General features: G+C 64.0%; 16 protein-coding genes. 7 read left to right on the top strand and 9 right to left on the bottom strand.

The genetic code is table 11. The annotated features are described in order from the left end of the window. Window positions 1-2: 2 nt before the first annotated feature. Window positions 3-392 (bottom strand): MGMT family protein, encoded by a 390-nt coding sequence (locus ACYU0X_RS11295; RefSeq protein WP_461900754.1) that lies wholly within the window; start codon window positions 390-392, stop codon window positions 3-5. 86 nt (window positions 393-478) lie between these two features. Between ACYU0X_RS11295 and ACYU0X_RS11300 the strand changes: the two genes are divergently transcribed. From ACYU0X_RS11300 to ACYU0X_RS11315, 4 genes are all read left to right on the top strand, one after another. Continuing rightward, entirely contained in the window at window positions 479-1,162 is a 684-nt protein-coding gene (locus tag ACYU0X_RS11300; protein WP_461900755.1) for an exonuclease domain-containing protein, read from the top strand. 247 nt (window positions 1,163-1,409) lie between these two features. After that, window positions 1,410-2,402 (top strand): methionine ABC transporter ATP-binding protein, encoded by a 993-nt coding sequence (locus ACYU0X_RS11305; protein ID WP_461900757.1) that lies wholly within the window; start codon window positions 1,410-1,412, stop codon window positions 2,400-2,402. Between the two features lie 3 nt (window positions 2,403-2,405). Further along, window positions 2,406-3,071 (top strand): methionine ABC transporter permease, encoded by a 666-nt coding sequence (locus ACYU0X_RS11310; protein WP_461900759.1) that lies wholly within the window; start codon window positions 2,406-2,408, stop codon window positions 3,069-3,071. 115 nt (window positions 3,072-3,186) lie between these two features. After that, window positions 3,187-4,035, top strand: coding sequence for a MetQ/NlpA family ABC transporter substrate-binding protein (locus ACYU0X_RS11315; protein ID WP_461900761.1), 849 nt, complete (start codon window positions 3,187-3,189; stop codon window positions 4,033-4,035). A gap of 110 nt (window positions 4,036-4,145) precedes the next feature. On the opposite strand, the gene hemL is transcribed toward ACYU0X_RS11315, so the two are convergent. The 8 genes from hemL to hemE all read right to left on the bottom strand — a co-directional run bounded on the left by hemL (window position 4,146) and on the right by hemE (window position 12,883). Further along, on the bottom strand, window positions 4,146-5,453 hold the full coding sequence (hemL, locus tag ACYU0X_RS11320) for a glutamate-1-semialdehyde 2,1-aminomutase (protein WP_461900763.1): 1,308 nt from the start codon (window positions 5,451-5,453) through the stop codon (window positions 4,146-4,148). Then, entirely contained in the window at window positions 5,454-6,440 is a 987-nt protein-coding gene (gene hemB, locus ACYU0X_RS11325; RefSeq protein ID WP_461900764.1) for a porphobilinogen synthase, read from the bottom strand. After that, window positions 6,437-7,252, bottom strand: coding sequence for a uroporphyrinogen-III synthase (locus ACYU0X_RS11330; RefSeq protein WP_461900766.1), 816 nt, complete (start codon window positions 7,250-7,252; stop codon window positions 6,437-6,439). The genes hemB and ACYU0X_RS11330 overlap by 4 nt, the downstream gene beginning before the upstream one ends. A 3-nt stretch (window positions 7,253-7,255) precedes the next feature. After that, window positions 7,256-8,230 (bottom strand): hydroxymethylbilane synthase, encoded by a 975-nt coding sequence (hemC, locus tag ACYU0X_RS11335; RefSeq protein WP_461900767.1) that lies wholly within the window; start codon window positions 8,228-8,230, stop codon window positions 7,256-7,258. After that, a complete protein-coding gene (locus ACYU0X_RS11340; RefSeq protein WP_461900768.1) occupies window positions 8,227-9,423 on the bottom strand; it encodes a ferrochelatase in 1,197 nt (398 codons plus the stop codon). Before ACYU0X_RS11340 ends, hemC begins: the two co-directional genes overlap by 4 nt. After that, on the bottom strand, window positions 9,420-10,070 hold the full coding sequence (gene hemQ / locus ACYU0X_RS11345) for a hydrogen peroxide-dependent heme synthase (RefSeq protein WP_461902801.1): 651 nt from the start codon (window positions 10,068-10,070) through the stop codon (window positions 9,420-9,422). The genes ACYU0X_RS11340 and hemQ overlap by 4 nt, the downstream gene beginning before the upstream one ends. A gap of 110 nt (window positions 10,071-10,180) precedes the next feature. Continuing rightward, window positions 10,181-11,725: a protoporphyrinogen oxidase gene (gene hemG / locus ACYU0X_RS11350; RefSeq protein WP_461900769.1), complete on the bottom strand. Its 1,545-nt coding sequence runs from the start codon at window positions 11,723-11,725 to the stop codon at window positions 10,181-10,183. Between the two features lie 102 nt (window positions 11,726-11,827). Next, window positions 11,828-12,883, bottom strand: coding sequence for a uroporphyrinogen decarboxylase (gene hemE, locus ACYU0X_RS11355; RefSeq protein ID WP_461900771.1), 1,056 nt, complete (start codon window positions 12,881-12,883; stop codon window positions 11,828-11,830). Between the two features lie 149 nt (window positions 12,884-13,032). Here hemE and ACYU0X_RS11360 point away from each other — a divergent pair, with 149 nt between their 5' ends. The 3 genes from ACYU0X_RS11360 to ACYU0X_RS11370 all read left to right on the top strand — a co-directional run bounded on the left by ACYU0X_RS11360 (window position 13,033) and on the right by ACYU0X_RS11370 (window position 15,435). Further along, on the top strand, window positions 13,033-14,367 hold the full coding sequence (locus ACYU0X_RS11360) for a glutamyl-tRNA reductase (RefSeq protein WP_461900773.1): 1,335 nt from the start codon (window positions 13,033-13,035) through the stop codon (window positions 14,365-14,367). Window positions 14,368-14,493: 126 nt separating this feature from the next. After that, the gene (locus tag ACYU0X_RS11365) at window positions 14,494-15,144 is read left to right on the top strand and encodes a TetR/AcrR family transcriptional regulator (RefSeq protein WP_418907009.1); all 651 of its coding nucleotides are present in this window, start codon (window positions 14,494-14,496) and stop codon (window positions 15,142-15,144) included. Window positions 15,145-15,213: 69 nt separating this feature from the next. Continuing rightward, window positions 15,214-15,435, top strand: a complete 222-nt coding sequence (locus ACYU0X_RS11370) for a DUF3107 domain-containing protein (RefSeq protein WP_461900775.1) — start codon at window positions 15,214-15,216, stop codon at window positions 15,433-15,435. Window positions 15,436-15,442 lie beyond the last annotated feature (7 nt).

Consider the following 15,442-nt stretch of genomic DNA (forward strand, 5'->3'; position numbering starts at 1 on the left):
GCTTAAAGTTCACCATCCGGTTCCGACGATTTGCCCTCGGCGACACGAGCGGCCAAGGCATCGATGGATCGCCACTGGGCCTCGGTCGGCTTCCAGCGTGCTTGATCGATGCGTACCTTCGTCCCCCGAAGTGGAAGTCCTTCTTGCTCCCAGTGTTGACGCGCCCGTTCGGCAAGTGGATCAGCCATTCCGCCGTCGCTGCGAAGCACTCGCCACCATGGAAGTCCCGCAGGGGCCTGACTCATTGCCTTGCCCACCTGTCTAGGCCCACCGGCCCCGAGTAGTTCGGCTACATCCTTATAAGCCAACACGGATCCGGCTGGGACCAGCCTAGCCAGCGCATACACCGCTTGGCCCAGTTCTAGGCCCGAAGACCCTGCACGATCGCTCATTTACTCATTGTCTCAACTGAGAACGGATTCCACAGCCGGAGGGCGGTCATTTCCATGCTGTCGTAAGCGAAAGGTAGCGTAGTGGCATGAATAATTGGCATGAAGCACCACTGCTCGGGTTTGATCTGGAAACCACCGGCGTGGATCCGGACACCGCTCGCATTGTCACCGCGACGGTGGTGCTACTAGATGCCGACGGTCGCACCCTGAATCACCGCGAGTGGCTGGTCAATCCAGGAGTCGAGATCCCCGAGCAGGCCACGGCTGTGCACGGAGTCAGCACCGAAAAAGCTCAAACCGAAGGTGCCGACGCGCGCACGTCGGTCGAGCAAATCATCAACCTGCTGCAGTTCGCTTCACAGGACACGGCCATCGTGGCTTTCAATGCCGCCTACGATTTCTCGGTACTTCACGCCGAAGCACTGCGCTATGGTCTCGTGCCATTCATTCCAGGTAATGTCATCGATCCCTTCATTCTGGACAAGCAGCTGGACACATATCGGAAAGGCAAGCGCACACTTAGCGCAGCCTGCGAGCTATACGGTGTGCAGCTGGAAAACGCGCACACCTCGCTAGCCGATGCGGTCGCGTGCGTGGCCGTCGCCCGACGTATCGCTGAGAAGTACCCACAGGTGCAGATGGATCCACTTGCGCTACACGGCCAACAGATTGCTTGGGCACGAGAGCAGGCTGCCAGCTTCCAAAGCTACCTGCGTAAACGCGATCCTCAGGCATTCGTTGACGGCGCTTGGCCCATCAAGGACAGTTAGCGCCTGGCTATAGCCCGGTGGCTGGTGGCGCGCTTCACGTCACGCGGACTCCCAACGGCAGCAGATCACGTCATTCATTAATTGCAGCCAGATGGACGTTGCTCGAAGAATATTCTGGTCAAACAGGTTCTAGCGTGCCAATAAGTCCTCATTACTCGATCATGACGCTCGTTCGGTCGATAATCTTCGATCGTGATTGACTAAAGGGTACTCTAACTATCCCTTCAGAGCCTAAGGATTCCATCCATTGATCACAGTCAGTGACCTGCGCAAGGTCTACCGGCAAGGAAGTGATGAGGTCGTTGCTCTGGCCGGCGTCAGCCTTGAGGTCCCTACCGGGAAGATTCACGGCATTGTCGGCCATTCCGGCGCAGGTAAGTCGACGCTCGTTCGTTGCCTGACATTGCTTGACCGCCCTACCTCGGGCACCGTCGCCGTCAACGGCACCGAATTGACAAATGTCAGCGACAACCAACTCCGTGACGCGCGTCGACGTATCGGCATGGTCTTTCAGCATGCCAACCTGTTCGATTCACGCACCACCGCCCAGAACATTGCCTACCCACTAGAACTGGTCGGCACCCCCAAGGCGGAAATCACCGCAAAGGTCACCGAACTCCTTGAGCTGGTCGGCCTCTCAAAGTTCGGCAAAGCGTACCCCTCGCAGCTATCTGGCGGACAGCGTCAGCGTGTCGGTATCGCCCGCGCGCTAGCCACCGACCCAGATATTCTGTTGTGCGACGAACCCACCAGCGCGCTGGACCCCAAAACCACCGATGAGATTCTGGATCTCATCAAGAAGCTACGTGATCGTCTGAACATCACCGTGCTGATCATTACCCACGAAATGCACGTGGTGAAGCAGGCTTGCGATTCTGTCTCCCTGCTCGAAGCAGGCCGTATCGTCGAGCACGGCGCCATTGAAGCTGTCATTACCAACGCCGAGGGCCGTTTGGCGCAGACTCTGTTGCCGTTGCCAGGTAATGCCCCTCGCGCTGAAAATGACGGGCCTGTTCTTGATCTTCTGTACACAGGGGCACAGGCAACCGAACCTGTAATCTCGTCTGTGTCTCGCAAATTCAACACCGACGTTAACGTCTTGGCTGGCTCCGTTGAGCAGCTAAGCGATCAGCAGTACGCGCATCTGCGCATCCAGTTGCCGATCGACGCCGATGTCAATGCCATCATCGAGCACCTGCAGGCGAGCGGCATTGCCGTAACGACGAAGGGGACCAAATAAACAATGGATTTCCTCACGCCAACCGTTCAAAAAGCTATGTGGACCGCTACCCTTGAGACCCTGCAGATGGTCCTTATTTCCGGTGTCATCACCGTAGTCTTGGGGCTCATTCTTGGCATTCTTTTACATGTGACAGGCAAAGATGGCCTAGCCCCCGTTCGCTGGATGAACGCGATACTTTCCGGAATCATCGTGAACATCACGCGATCGATCCCGTTTGCCATCTTGATGGTCGCCCTCATCCCCTTCGCGGCAATGCTCGTTGGCACTTCGCTTGGGCCCATCGCAGCATCCGTGTCACTGACCATCGGCACTGTGCCATTCTTCGCCCGCCTCGTTGAGACAGCCCTGCGTGACGTCTCCTCAGGCAAAGTTGATGCGGCTCTAGTCATGGGTTCCACGAGAATGCAGACCATCCGCAAAGTAATGGTTCCTGAAGCGATGCCGGGTATCATCGCCGCAATCACGACAACCGTGGTAACTCTGATCGGCTACTCCGCAATGGCAGGGTTGGTCGGCGGTGGCGGATTGGGCCGAATGGCCTATACCTACGGCTACACGCGCTATAACCCCGAAATCATGATCTTTACAATCATCGTGATTGTGGTCCTTGTACAGGTTGTGCAAGTAATTGGTGATGTCATTGCTCGCAAGGTCGATCACCGCTAGATTCGCTCCAAAGCTTCCACCGGCCCTGCCGGTGGCGTTGTGATTGTCATTGGCATTCGCGACACCCGCCCACTCGCAACCGTGTCTCACGACTCGACCTCTAAGGAAACAAGCAATGCGCAAAAAAATCGCTCTTGCACTCTCCGGCGCCGCTGCACTCTTTGCTCTGACTGCGTGCGGTGGCGGCTCCGCACCCGAAGCTTCATCTGCGTCCTTGGACCCAGCCAACCCCGTCGTGATCAAGGTAGGTTCGAGCCCTGTTCCGCAGGCACAGATCCTGAATTACATCGATGAGAATCTGGCCAAGGACGCCGGCATCGACCTCGACGTCGTCGAGATTGACGACTATGTCACCCCGAACACTTCGCTTGCCGACAAGTCCCTCGACGCCAACTACTTCCAGACCGAGAATTACCTGAAGACAGAGGTCGAGGAAAAAGGCTACGAGTTTGAGCACGGTGCAGGCGTCCACGTTGAACCGATGACTGTCTTCTCCAAGAAGTTCGATGAGCCGGGCGACGTCACCGAAGGTGCCAACGTTGTTCTAAATAATGATCCGGTGAATCAGCTTCGTGGCATGCGCGTGCTGGAGTCCGCCGGCTTGCTCTCCGGTCTATCGGACGATGATTCAGTTCTGACCGTCCAGGACGACAAGACCAAGAACCCGAAGGGGCTGAAGTTCACCGAGGTGAACGCGGAGCAGGTGCCTCAGTTCTACACTAAGGACAACTCGGTCGATCTAGCCGTGGTCAACGGCAACTTCATCGTGCAGGCCAAACTGAACAAGGATGAAATCCTGGCTCAGGAATCCGGTGAAAACAACCCCAACGCCAACTTCCTCACCTGGCGTGCAGGTGAAGAGACTCCTGCCATCGCAAAGCTCGAAGAATTGCTGCACTCAGATGAGGTTCGTAAGTACATCGAGGAAACCTGGACCGATGGAAGCGTTATCCCTGCCTTCTAGGCAACTGCGCCACGGCTCAGATCAGTGATCTAGCTACACGGCGCAGGAACGCGAAAACCCGCGTGCAACCCCATTTTGTGGGGATTGCACGCGGGTTTTCGCGTTGTCGACTAGTTCGTGGCCGACGCCGCGGCGCGAGCCGCTGCCGGTAGCGCCGCAATCACGCGATCCAAGGCTACGTCGTCATGCGCTGCCGAGAGGAAGAAGGCTTCAAAGACGCTCGGCGGCAAGTACACCCCGGCTTCAAGCATGGAGTGGAAGAACGGAGCGTAGCGGAAGACTTCTTGCTGCTGTGCCTGCGCGTAGTTGTGTACGCCTTCGCCGGCGGTGCCGAAGGCCACCGAGAAGAGCGTACCGACACGCTGAATGGAGTGGTTCACCCCGGCCTCGGTGAAGGCCTGCACCATGGCAGCCTCCAACTTTTCGGACTGTCGCTGAATGTGCGCGTAGACCTCATCAGTGGCGTTGCTCAGCTGTGCGATACCCGCGGCCATCGCCACCGGGTTTCCGGAGAGCGTACCCGCCTGGTACACCGGTCCCAGCGGGGCCAGGTAGTCCATTACCTCGGCGCGCCCGCCGAGGGCGGCGGTGGGCAGTCCCCCGCCAATGACCTTGCCGAAGGTGTAGAGATCCGGCGTCCAGTCTTCGGTGCGACCGGACAGTCCCCAATAACCGGCATCCGAGGCACGGAACCCGGTGAGAACCTCGTCGAGAATCAGCAGGGCACCGTGCGCGGCGGTGGTTTCCTTCAGGAAACGGTTAAAGCCAGGCTCCGGCTGGACCACGCCCATATTGCACGGGGCGGACTCGGTAATCACGGCGGCAATGTTCGCGCCGTGCTCGGCGAAGGCGGCGGTAATCGCCGCACGGTCGTTATACGGCAGCACCAGAGTCTCGGCGGCGGTGGCGGCGGTGACGCCAGCCGAACCGGGCAAGGCCAGCGTCGCAACGCCCGAACCGGCCGAGGCCAGCAGCCCGTCGAGGTGGCCATGGTAGCAACCGGCGAACTTGATGATCAGTTCGCGGCCGGTGAAGCCGCGCGCCAAACGGACCGCGGTCATCGTTGCCTCGGTGCCGGTGGAGACCATCCGTACGCGGTCGACCCCGCCCATTCGGGCCTTGATCAGTTCGCCGAGGCGCACCTCGTCCGGGGTGGACGCACCGAAGGACAGGCCACGGTCTACCGCCTCGTGCACCGCTTGCTGAATGGCCGGATGCGCGTGGCCGAGCAGTGCCGGGCCCCAGGAGCACACCAGATCCACGTACTCTTTGCCGTCGGCATCATAGAGGTACGGGCCGGAGGCCTTGACCATAAAGGGCGGAACACCGCCGACGGAGCCAAAGGCACGCACCGGGGAGTTCACGCCCCCGGGCATTACCTCGCGGGCCTGGGCAAATAACTGCTCGGACTGGGTCATTTACTTCTTTCCTTCGTTCAGCCAGCCAGCGGCTTCGCTGGCCCAATAGGTCAAGATTTGCTGTGCGCCGGCACGGTGAATCGAGAGCAGGGACTCCTCGATCGCGGCCCGCCGGTCAATCCACCCGTTCGCGGCGGCCGCTTCGATCATCGCGTACTCTCCGGAGATCTGGTAGGCGGAGACCGGCACCGGGCTGTAATCGGCCACCTCACGCACGATGTCCAGGTACCCCATGGCAGGCTTAACCATGATCATATCGGCGCCCTCGTCGAGATCCGACTGAACCTCGACGAGCGCTTCACGGCGGTTGGAGGCGTCCATCTGATAGGTGCGCCGGTCCCCCTGAAGCTGGGAATCCACCGCCTCGCGGAACGGGCCATAGAACGCCGAGGCGTACTTCGCCGCGTATGCCAAAATCGCCACGTCCTGACGGCCGGCGGCGTCCAAGGCCTCACGAATCACCGCAACCTGACCGTCCATCATGCCCGACGGGCCCAGCACGTGAGCCCCGGCCTCGGCCTGCGCCACCGCCATTTGCCCGTAAATTTCGTTGGTGGCGTCGTTATCCACGCTGCCATCGGAGCGCAGCACACCGCAGTGGCCGTGGTCGGTGAACTCGTCGAGGCAGACGTCGGACATGATCACCAGCTCATCGCCAACTTCCTGACGTACTGCAGCGATGGCCCGGTTCAAAATGCCCTGCGGGTCCACCCCGGCGCTACCGACGGCGTCGCGCACCTCCGGGATACCGAAGAGCATCAGACCGCCGACGCCTAGCTCGCGAGCCTCCACGGCGGCGGCGCGCAAGGAATCCATGGTGTGCTGCACGACGCCGGGCATTGAGGTGATCGGGTTCGGCTCGCTCAGCCCCTCACGGACGAAGGCAGGCAAAATCAGCTGGGCTGGTGAAAGCCGATGCTCGGCCACCAGTGAGCGCATGGCCCGGTTCTGCCGTAGTCGGCGAGGTCGGCGATTCGGAAAGCTCATGATTCTTCTTTCTCCTCGGGCATTGCGCCCACTAATTCTTCGATGGCTGTGATCAGCGAGTCCGGATCGGGGTTGCCGGCCACGAGGTCGCTCGGAAGTCCCGCCGCGGCCGCGGCTCGCGCGGTGGGTTGGCCAATCATCAGGGTGCGGGTTCGCGGCGGCAGCGTGCTCCCGTACAGTTCCCGGAAACGCTTCACGATGCTCGGGGCGCTGAACACGATCACCTGGCTCTCCGCTACGCACCGCGCCAAGGCGTCGACCGGTAGGTCCTCGATGGTTGGCGGCTCGATCGCGGCGGCCTGATCGTGCGGCAGCGGCCGGGTGAAGTAGGCAATCACCTCATCCACCTTTGCGTTCCAGGCGCGCAGACCGTCGGCGAGCACCGGAGAAGCGAGATCACCATGCGCGTACAGCACCGGGCAACCGGCAGGTAGCTCATATTCGGCGACCAGTCCGGCGGCCGAATGGCGTTGCGGGACAAAGGCCACCGGCTGACCCAACAGCCGCGTGATGGCCGCGGCAGTGGATTCGCCCACCGCCACCCAACGCGTCTGCGGCGGCAAGGAACCGGCCAATCCCAGCTGGGCCAGGCGCTCGGCGAAAACCTGCACGGTGCTCACCGAGGTGAGCATGACCTGTTGATATTCCCCGGCGGCCAGTCGCCGCAACGCACGGTCCAGCGCACCGGTATCCGGCGGCCAGAACGTCCCTATCAGCGGCAGGCAGCGGGCGGTAATCCCGCGCGCCGAAAGCCGCTGTAGTGTCGGCGCGGCCCGCCGGGTCGGGCGCAGAAAGAGCACCGTGCGTCCCAAGGCTCAGGCCAATCCGGCCAGTTCGGCCGCGCCGTCGGCCAGCAGGGTGGCGGCTAGCGCCGCCCCCAGCTCGGCGGCCTGAGCCACCGTGCGCACCTGGGCGCTGGCGCTGCGACGTAGCACCTCGGTGCCGGCCGGATCACAGGCCACCGCCTCAAGCACCAAGGTGTCCTCGGTGAAGTGGGCCAGCGCGCCAATGGGCGCGGCACAGCCGGCCTCGAGGGTGCCCAGCAGCGCCCGCTCGGCGGTCACCTCGCACCGGGTGGCGTGATCGTCGAGCTCGGTCAGCGCCGCGTCCAATTCGCTCAGGCCGGTGCCGCCGGCGCGGACCTCCACGGCCAACGCGCCCTGCCCCGGGGCCGGAAGCATAATGCTCGGGTCGAGGTAGTCGGTGATATGCCCGCCCAGGCCAAGCCGGTGCAGCCCGGCGGCCGCGAGGATCACCGCGTCCAAGTCCCCTTGCACGCTACGGCCCACACTGCCGTCGTCGTGGGTATCCCCCACCCCGGCCACCCGGCCTAGGCGGGTGGGCACATTGCCGCGAATGTCCACAACATTCAGGTCGGGTCGGTGCGCCAGCAACTGCGCGGCGCGGCGCGGCGAACCGGTGCCCACCTTGGCGCCCTGCGGGAGCTGCGCCAGCGTCAGACCGTCGCGGGCGCAGAGTGCGTCGCGCACATCCTCACGCGGCGGGATCGCGGCGATCAACAGCGGTTCGGGCTGGGTGGTGGGCAGGTCCTTCAGCGAGTGCACCGCCAGGTGGCAGCCGCCGGCCAGCAGGTAATGGCGTAGCGCGGCCGCGAACACCCCGGTGCCGCCGAGCTGCGAAAGCGGACCGGTGACCACATCGCCTTCGGTGCGCACCAGTTCGGTGTGCACGCTGAGCCCGGACAGTTCGGCGAGCTGGTCGGCGGCCCAAGCGGTCTGTGTTGTGGCCAGCTGGCTGGCGCGGGTGCCGACAGTGAAGCTGGCGCTCACGATGAACAACCCACAACGGTCGCGTCGACCGCGGCGATGGTATCGCGCAGGCTTCCATCGGCGGCTGGCTTGATGCAGCAGCCGGGCTGGCAGGCGTCGAACCACGGGCCGAGGCTCACCTCGGATACGCGCCCATTGCGCCGCGGCTGCCCGTCGGGGCCAAGCAGGCGTTCTTCGATCAGATCCACGAGCCCGGACACGAAGGCACGGTGGGTGCCCGGAGTGTCAGCGCGGCGGAAGGCCAGGCCCAGCTCGGCGCAGGTGTCCTTGGCCTCGGTGTCGAGGTCCCAGAGCACCTCCATGTGATCGGAGATGAACCCAATGGGCACGACGACCACGCCGGCGACCTGGTCGGCGGCGTCCTGTTCGAGGGCGTCGTTGATATCCGGTTCCAACCACGGAATGTGCGGCGCGCCGGAACGCGACTGGTAGACCAGCTCGTGCTCCAGCCCGGCGGCCTGCGGGACCTGGGCCAGAATACGCTCGGCCACGGCCCGGTGCTGGGCGGTGTAGAGGTTTTCGGCCAGCCCCTGGCGCAACTGCTCGTTACCGGCGGCTTGCGCGTCGGAGAGCGGAATGGAGTGGGTGACGAAGACGATCTTGATGCGCCCCTCGGTCTTGCCGGCCTCGTCGAGTTCCTGGCGCACCTCGTCGAGGCAACGGCCCAGCGAGTCGACGAAGGGTTGCACGAAGGCCGGGGTGTCGAAGAACTGGCGGATCTTATCCACCTCGAGTTCGCCGGCCAGGCCGGTGGCCTTCAGCCCCATCCCGAGATCCTCACGGTACTGGCGGCAGGCCGAGTACCCGGAGTACGCGCCGGTGCCCAGCAGCAGCACCTTGCGGTGCCCGTCGGCATGGATCTGCTCGAGCGTGTCGTTCACAAAGGGCTTCCAGTTGCGGTTGCCCCAGTAGATCGGCAGCTTGATATCGCGGGCCGCCAGTTCGGCCTCGAGGGCGGCGATCAGTTCGCGGTTCTGCGCGTTAATCGGCGAGATGCCGCCGTTGGTGCGGTAGTGCACCGCCACCTCTTCGAGGCGCTCGTCGGGGATGCCGCGCCCGGCGGTGACGTTGCGCAGGAACGGAATCACGTCCTCCTGCCCCTCGGGCCCGCCGAAACTGGCAAGCAACAGGGCGTCGTAATCCTTGGCCGGTAGCTGGGTGCCCGCGGCGAGGCTGGGGGCCGGAATACTCACTTGAGCACCTCAAGTACCTCGTCGGCGCTGATGCGTCGGCCGGTGTAGAACGGGGTCTCCTCCCGCACATGGTGGCGGGCTTCGGTGTAGCGCAGGTGGCGCATCATGTCGACGAGGTCGATCATGTCGTCGGCCTCCAGGCAGACCTGCCATTCGTAGTCGCTGAAGGAGAATGCCGCCACGGTGTTGGCCAGCACGGTCGGGAATTCACGTCCTAGGATGCCGTGGTCGCGCAGCATCTTGCCGCGGGCCGCCGGGTCCATGGTGTACCAGTCGTGCGAGCGCACGAAGGGGTAGACGGTCATCCATTCCTTGGCCGCCACACCGCGGGCGAAGGCCGGCGAGTGGTCCTTGGCGAATTCCGCTTCGCGGTGCACCGCCATCGTCGAGTAGGCGATCTCGGTGCCGTCGAACAGGGAGCTACGACGAATCTGGCGCATGGCCGCCTGCAGCAGTTCGGCAGCAGGACCGTGGATCCAGACCATCACATCGGCGTCGGCCCGCATGCCGGAGACGTCGTAGAGACCGCGCACGGTCACCGACTCGGCGGCCAGGGACTCGCACAGGCTCTGGAAGTCCGCCGCCGCCGAGGATTCGGGCTCAATGGCGGCGGACCGCTTAAACACCGTCCACAGCGTGTAGTACATCGTCGGGTTCTCGCCCGCGGCTTCGCGGTCGCGGATTACCGGCGAGTTGTGCTCGATTGGCTGGCTCAATTCCTGCTCCTTCTCAACTTTCTTTGGCTCCGGTGTGGTGCTTAGCTGACGCTGAGCGCCACGGCCGAACGCGCGTGGGCGATGACGCGGGCCAGTCCGGTCCCCGCCACCCAGGCGCCGGTCACGGCAAGTCCGGGGTAATCCTTCTCAATCTGAGCCACCACGGCGCGGCGCTCGGCAGCGGCCGGGCCCTGCAGGGGCACCACGTCGCTGAAGCGTTGCACATGGCTACCCAGCACATCATCTTCGGTTAATTCAACACCCAGAATCTTTGAGGCGTCTTTGACGGCCTGTTCGATCAGTTGGCCGTCGCTACCGGTGGCGACCAGTTCGTCGGGCTGCCCGATGCGGCCGTAGGACAGCCGCACCACATGGGTGCCCGGGCCGGTCTGTTCGGCCAACCACGGCCATTTCGCGGTGGCATGGGTCAACGCCTTGGCGCGCACCGGCGCCGACTCGTTCACCAGCGCCCCCGAACCACGTGGGGCGTCGTCCAACTCGGGCTTATCGACCAGCAAAATCGCCAAGGCGATGGCATTGCTGCGCTGTTCGTCGGCTCCGGGCAGCTCCCGGCCAAGTCCTTCAAGCAGTTCCAGGGCTGGCTGTGTTTCGACGGCCAGCACCACTCGGTCCGCGGCCACCGGTTCACCATGCACGCTCACCGCGAAGGGCAGCGGCTGATCCTCCCGGTATTCGATGCGATCCACCGTGGCGTTGGGGACCAGCAGCGCACCGGCCTGTTGCAAATGGTCCACCAGCGACTCGATGAGACTGTAAATCCCGCCCTCGATCCCGGCCACGCGTGAGCCGGCCGGAGCATCCTGCTGCAGCTGGGCCACGGCCTTGGCCAGCGACCCGGTCTCGAGCATGGCCCGACGCAGGTCGGGTGCCGCTAGATCCAGATCCAGTTCGCTCGGGTCGGTGGAATACACCCCGGCGACCACCGGGGTAACCAGCTGTTCGAGCACCGCGCTGCCCATGCGCTGGCGCACCACTTCGGCCACGGTCAACGGCTTGGTCGCCCAGTTCCGCGGGATCGGGGTGACCAGGTCGGTGGCCGCACGCACCGCGGCGGCCCGCCCGATGAGCTCGCGAAGCCCCTCGCCCCGCAGGTGGGCGGGGATGCCCAGCAGTGCGGTGGCCGGCAGCGGGTGGGCGCGTACCGCCTCGTCCTTGCCCTGCACAAGCCAGGCGGTGGCCCCGCTGGTGGGAGCAATGCGATCCTGCAGGTCCATTTCGCGCAGGTAATTCGCCACCGTGCCGCCGCGCACCGCGAAGGACTCGGCCCCCGAGTCCAGCGGCAGACCGTCGATCTCGGCGCGCGAAATGCACCCGCCAAAACGATCGCTGGCTTCGAGCACGGTGACCCGGTGCCCGCTTTGGCGCAGGTCACGGGCGGCGACCAAACCGGCCAGCCCGCCCCCGATCACCACCGCATGCGGCGCACCCTGCCCGGCCTCACGGGAGCCTTGCGGGTGGCGGCGGGTTTCGGCGGCGGCGCGCACCTTCTCCAACAGACGCAGCGCGTGGGCGGCGGCCTGCCGCGGCTGCTTATGCTCGGAGGTTCGCTTGTCCTGGCTCGTCATGCGCGCACCCTTCCTCGAAGTTTCTCCCCGGCCCCGTAGGCTGCTGCAAGGTGGCCGGTGAGAAGCGAAATTGCCTGTTGCACTTAGCTTAGTACCGCCGAACTACAGCGAGTGAATGAGCTCAACCACACGGGTCAGCACGGTTGGGTCGGTGCTCGGCGGCACGCCATGGCCCAGATTGGCGACGTAACCGTGGGCCTGCTGCCCGGCGGCGACCACTTCACGCACATGCGCCTCGAGTACCTCCCACGGTGCGGTGAGCAAGGCCGGGTCGATATTGCCCTGCACGGCGTGCTTCGGCCCGATCCGCTCAATGGCGGTGGGTAGCGGGATCCGGTAGTCCACGCCCACGGCGTCGACCCCCACATCCCGCATGGCACCAAGGAGCTCACCGGTGCCGGTGCCGAAGTGAACCAGCGGCACCCCGGTATCGCGCACCATGTCCAGGGCCATCTTGGAGTAGGGAGCCACGTACTTTTCGTAGTCGGGCAAGGAGAGGGATCCGGCCCAGGAGTCGAAGAGCTGTGCGGCCGATGCGCCGGCCTCGACCTGTGCGCGCAGGAACACGCCGGAGGCCTTCGCGGCCCAGCGCATCAGCCCGTCCCAGACCTCCGGGTGGGCGTGCATCAGGGTGCGCGGCCCGAGGTGGTCGCGGCTGGGGCGTCCCTCCACCATGTAGGCGGCCACCGTGAAGGGTGCCCCGGCAAAGCCGATCAGCGGAGTGGAGCCCAACTGTTCGACGGTCAACGCGACGGCTTCACGGATTGGTGCCAGCGACTGCTCGGTGACTTCCGGCAGCGCGGCCACCTGCTCGGCGGTGCGAATCGGGGTGTCGAGCACCGGTCCCACCCCGGGGACAATGTCGACGCCGATTCCGGCTAGACGCAGCGGGATCACGATGTCGGAGAAGAAGATGCCGGCGTCGACCTTATGACGACGCACCGGCTGCAGGGTGATTTCGCTGGCCATCGCCGGATCAAGGCAGGAGTCCAGCATGCTCACGCCCTCGCGCAGCTTCAGGTACTCGGGCAGGGAGCGGCCAGCCTGGCGCATGAACCACACCGGCTGGTGGGACGGGGTCCCGCCTCGAAGGGACTGGATCAGTGCGGAGTCTGCGGTACGCCCGTCAAGCAGGGGATGGTTCTTCGGCAAGGTCATGGCTCAATTCTGCCAATCTTCGCCCATAAAAGCCCATCGTGACGTCGTGGCGCGACCCACAGGTGAGCAAGATTACCCGCTAAATCACCGCGATCTTAGGTAGTCCTGCGTTGTTCGCGCTGAACGAAACGTCGTATTCTGGGCTCACTGTGGTTTTTTTATCTCTTGTCGCATCGCATTCGCAGCTCGATCTTGAGACCGTGGCCCAACTGAGCGCCTCGGCCGACGGGCTGGCCGTCGCGTCCCGCACATCGCCCGGGACCATCGACGGCCTCGTGGTGCTGGCCACCTGCAACCGTTTCGAGGTGTACGCCGACGCGCAGGACCCCGACGCAGCCCGCCAGACGCTGATCGCCCACATCGCGCAGGCCACCGGCTTGGCCGCAGACTTCCTGACCCGCAAGCTCAGTTACCTCCGTGGCGATCAGGTCATCGACCACCTTTTCTCGGTGGGCGCCGGCTTGGATTCCGCGGTGGTTGGCGAACGCGAAATCGCCGGACAGGTACGCCGGGCGCTGACCGCGGCACAGCAGCAGAAAACCACCACCGGAAACCTGACCCGCCTCTTTCAGCACGCCACGCGCGCCGCGAAAGACGTCGGCGCCAACACCACCCTAGGCACCCAGGGTAAATCCGTGGTTTCGGTTGCCTTGGATCTGGCCGAGGATCTCATGGGCCCGGCCCGCGCCTTCGGCGAACAGGAAATCGTCCTGTTCGGCACCGGTTCCTACGCGGGAGCCACCATGGCGTTGCTCAAGGAACGCGGCGCCAAGCACATCAGCGTGTACTCCAATTCGGGACGCGCCGCCGGCTTCACCGAGCAGCGCGGCGGGACCGCGTTGAGCTTCGACCAGCTCCCGCAGGCACTGCGCCAGGCCGATATCATCATCGGTTGTTCCGGCGGCGGCACCCAGCTCACCGTGGATCATCTCGCGGCGCTGCGCCGCGGGGACCAGCCATTGATCGCCATCGATATGGCGCTGACTCACGACTTTGACCCGCAACTGGCCGACCTGCCCGAGGTGGATCTGATCACCCTGGAATCGGTGCGCATGGCCGCACCGGATGAGCAGGCCTTGGCCGTGCATCAGGCTCAGCGCATTGTCGATCGTGCGGCAGCAGAATTTTCCGCACTGCAGCGCGAGCGCGAGGCGGATCACGCCATCGTTGCGCTGCGCCGCCACACCCAGCAGGTACTGGAGACCGAGGTCGCCAAGGTGCGTTCCCAGCACGGTTGCTCGGCCGCCGCGGAGGAAGTCGAACTCGCCATGCGTCGGATGGTGCGCCAGCTCTTGCACGTTCCCACGGTACGAGCCCGCGAACTGGCCGCCGAGGGACGGACCGAGGACTATGTCGCCGCACTGGAAACGCTCTACGGTTTGGATTTGAGCGCACCGCAGTCGCCGGCGGCACCCGCCGAACAGCGGGTCGACGAACAGACCGCGGCCGGATGCCCGGTATTACGGCAGGACCGTAGCGCGTAGATCTGCGCTTGTGCGCGGTAATCGCGCAATTTTTCGGGCGGCAATGCCCCTGAACCATCGATAGGCGTGAAATACTACTGGGAAGTGGTCTGCTAAAGACGGCTCCCACGTCTTGGTGGACTCACGATGACTCGCTGGTGGAAGGCCAAGGTGATGGTACTGAATTCGGATGCGCGGCCCGTACGGACTCCCCGGATGCCGCGCGAGGCCCGGCGTAAGCAACTGCTTGAAGCCGCCCATCAGGTTTTTGTGGCCCACGGTTACCACGGGGCGTCAATGGACGAAATCGCCGACGTCGCCACCGTCTCTAAACCGGTGCTTTACCAGCACTTCCCCGGCAAGCGCGAGCTTTACTTGGCATTGCTCGACGCCCACCTCGCCGACTTCAGCGATCTGCTCAACGACGCGATCCTCTCCACGCAGGATAACCAGCAGCGCGTGCTGAACACGATCGCCACCTACTACCGGTATATCAACCGGGAGTCGCAGGCCTATCGACTCATCTTCGAATCCGACGTGCTCGCCGATGAGCTGATCGCCGAACGCATCGAAAAGTTCAACTCGATGCTCGCCGAATCCATCTCGCGGGTCGTTGCCAGCGACACCGACCTCGACGAGGCCCAGGCGCTGCTCGTGGGCCGCGGTCTGGCCGGGCTGGCACAGGTTTCCGCCCGCTACTGGGCCGGAAGCGGACAGCAGGTCTCCATGGACACCGCCATCGATCTGATCTCTCGTTTAGCTTGGCGCGGAATTTCACAGTTCCCGAAGGAAATCTAGTTACATTTAGGTTAGGCACCGCACCAGCTGTGCGGTTCGAGAAAACTTTTCGAGAGGATTAAAGCCATTATGGAAATCCGCATTGGCGTGCAGAATGTAGCCCGCGAGGTCGTGCTCGAGTCCGAACAGAGCGCCGCCGATATTAACGCCCTGGTCGACTCCGCGCTCTCCAGCGGTCAGCCGCTGCGCCTGAGTGACGCCAAGGGCCGCGAAGTGGTCGTCCCCTCCGCCGGACTGGCCTACGTGGAGATCGGCCCCGAAGAGGTCCGCAAGGTCGGTTTCGCCCAGTAGCGAGACG

The sequence above is a fragment of the Glutamicibacter sp. X7 genome (genome assembly GCF_054889245.1).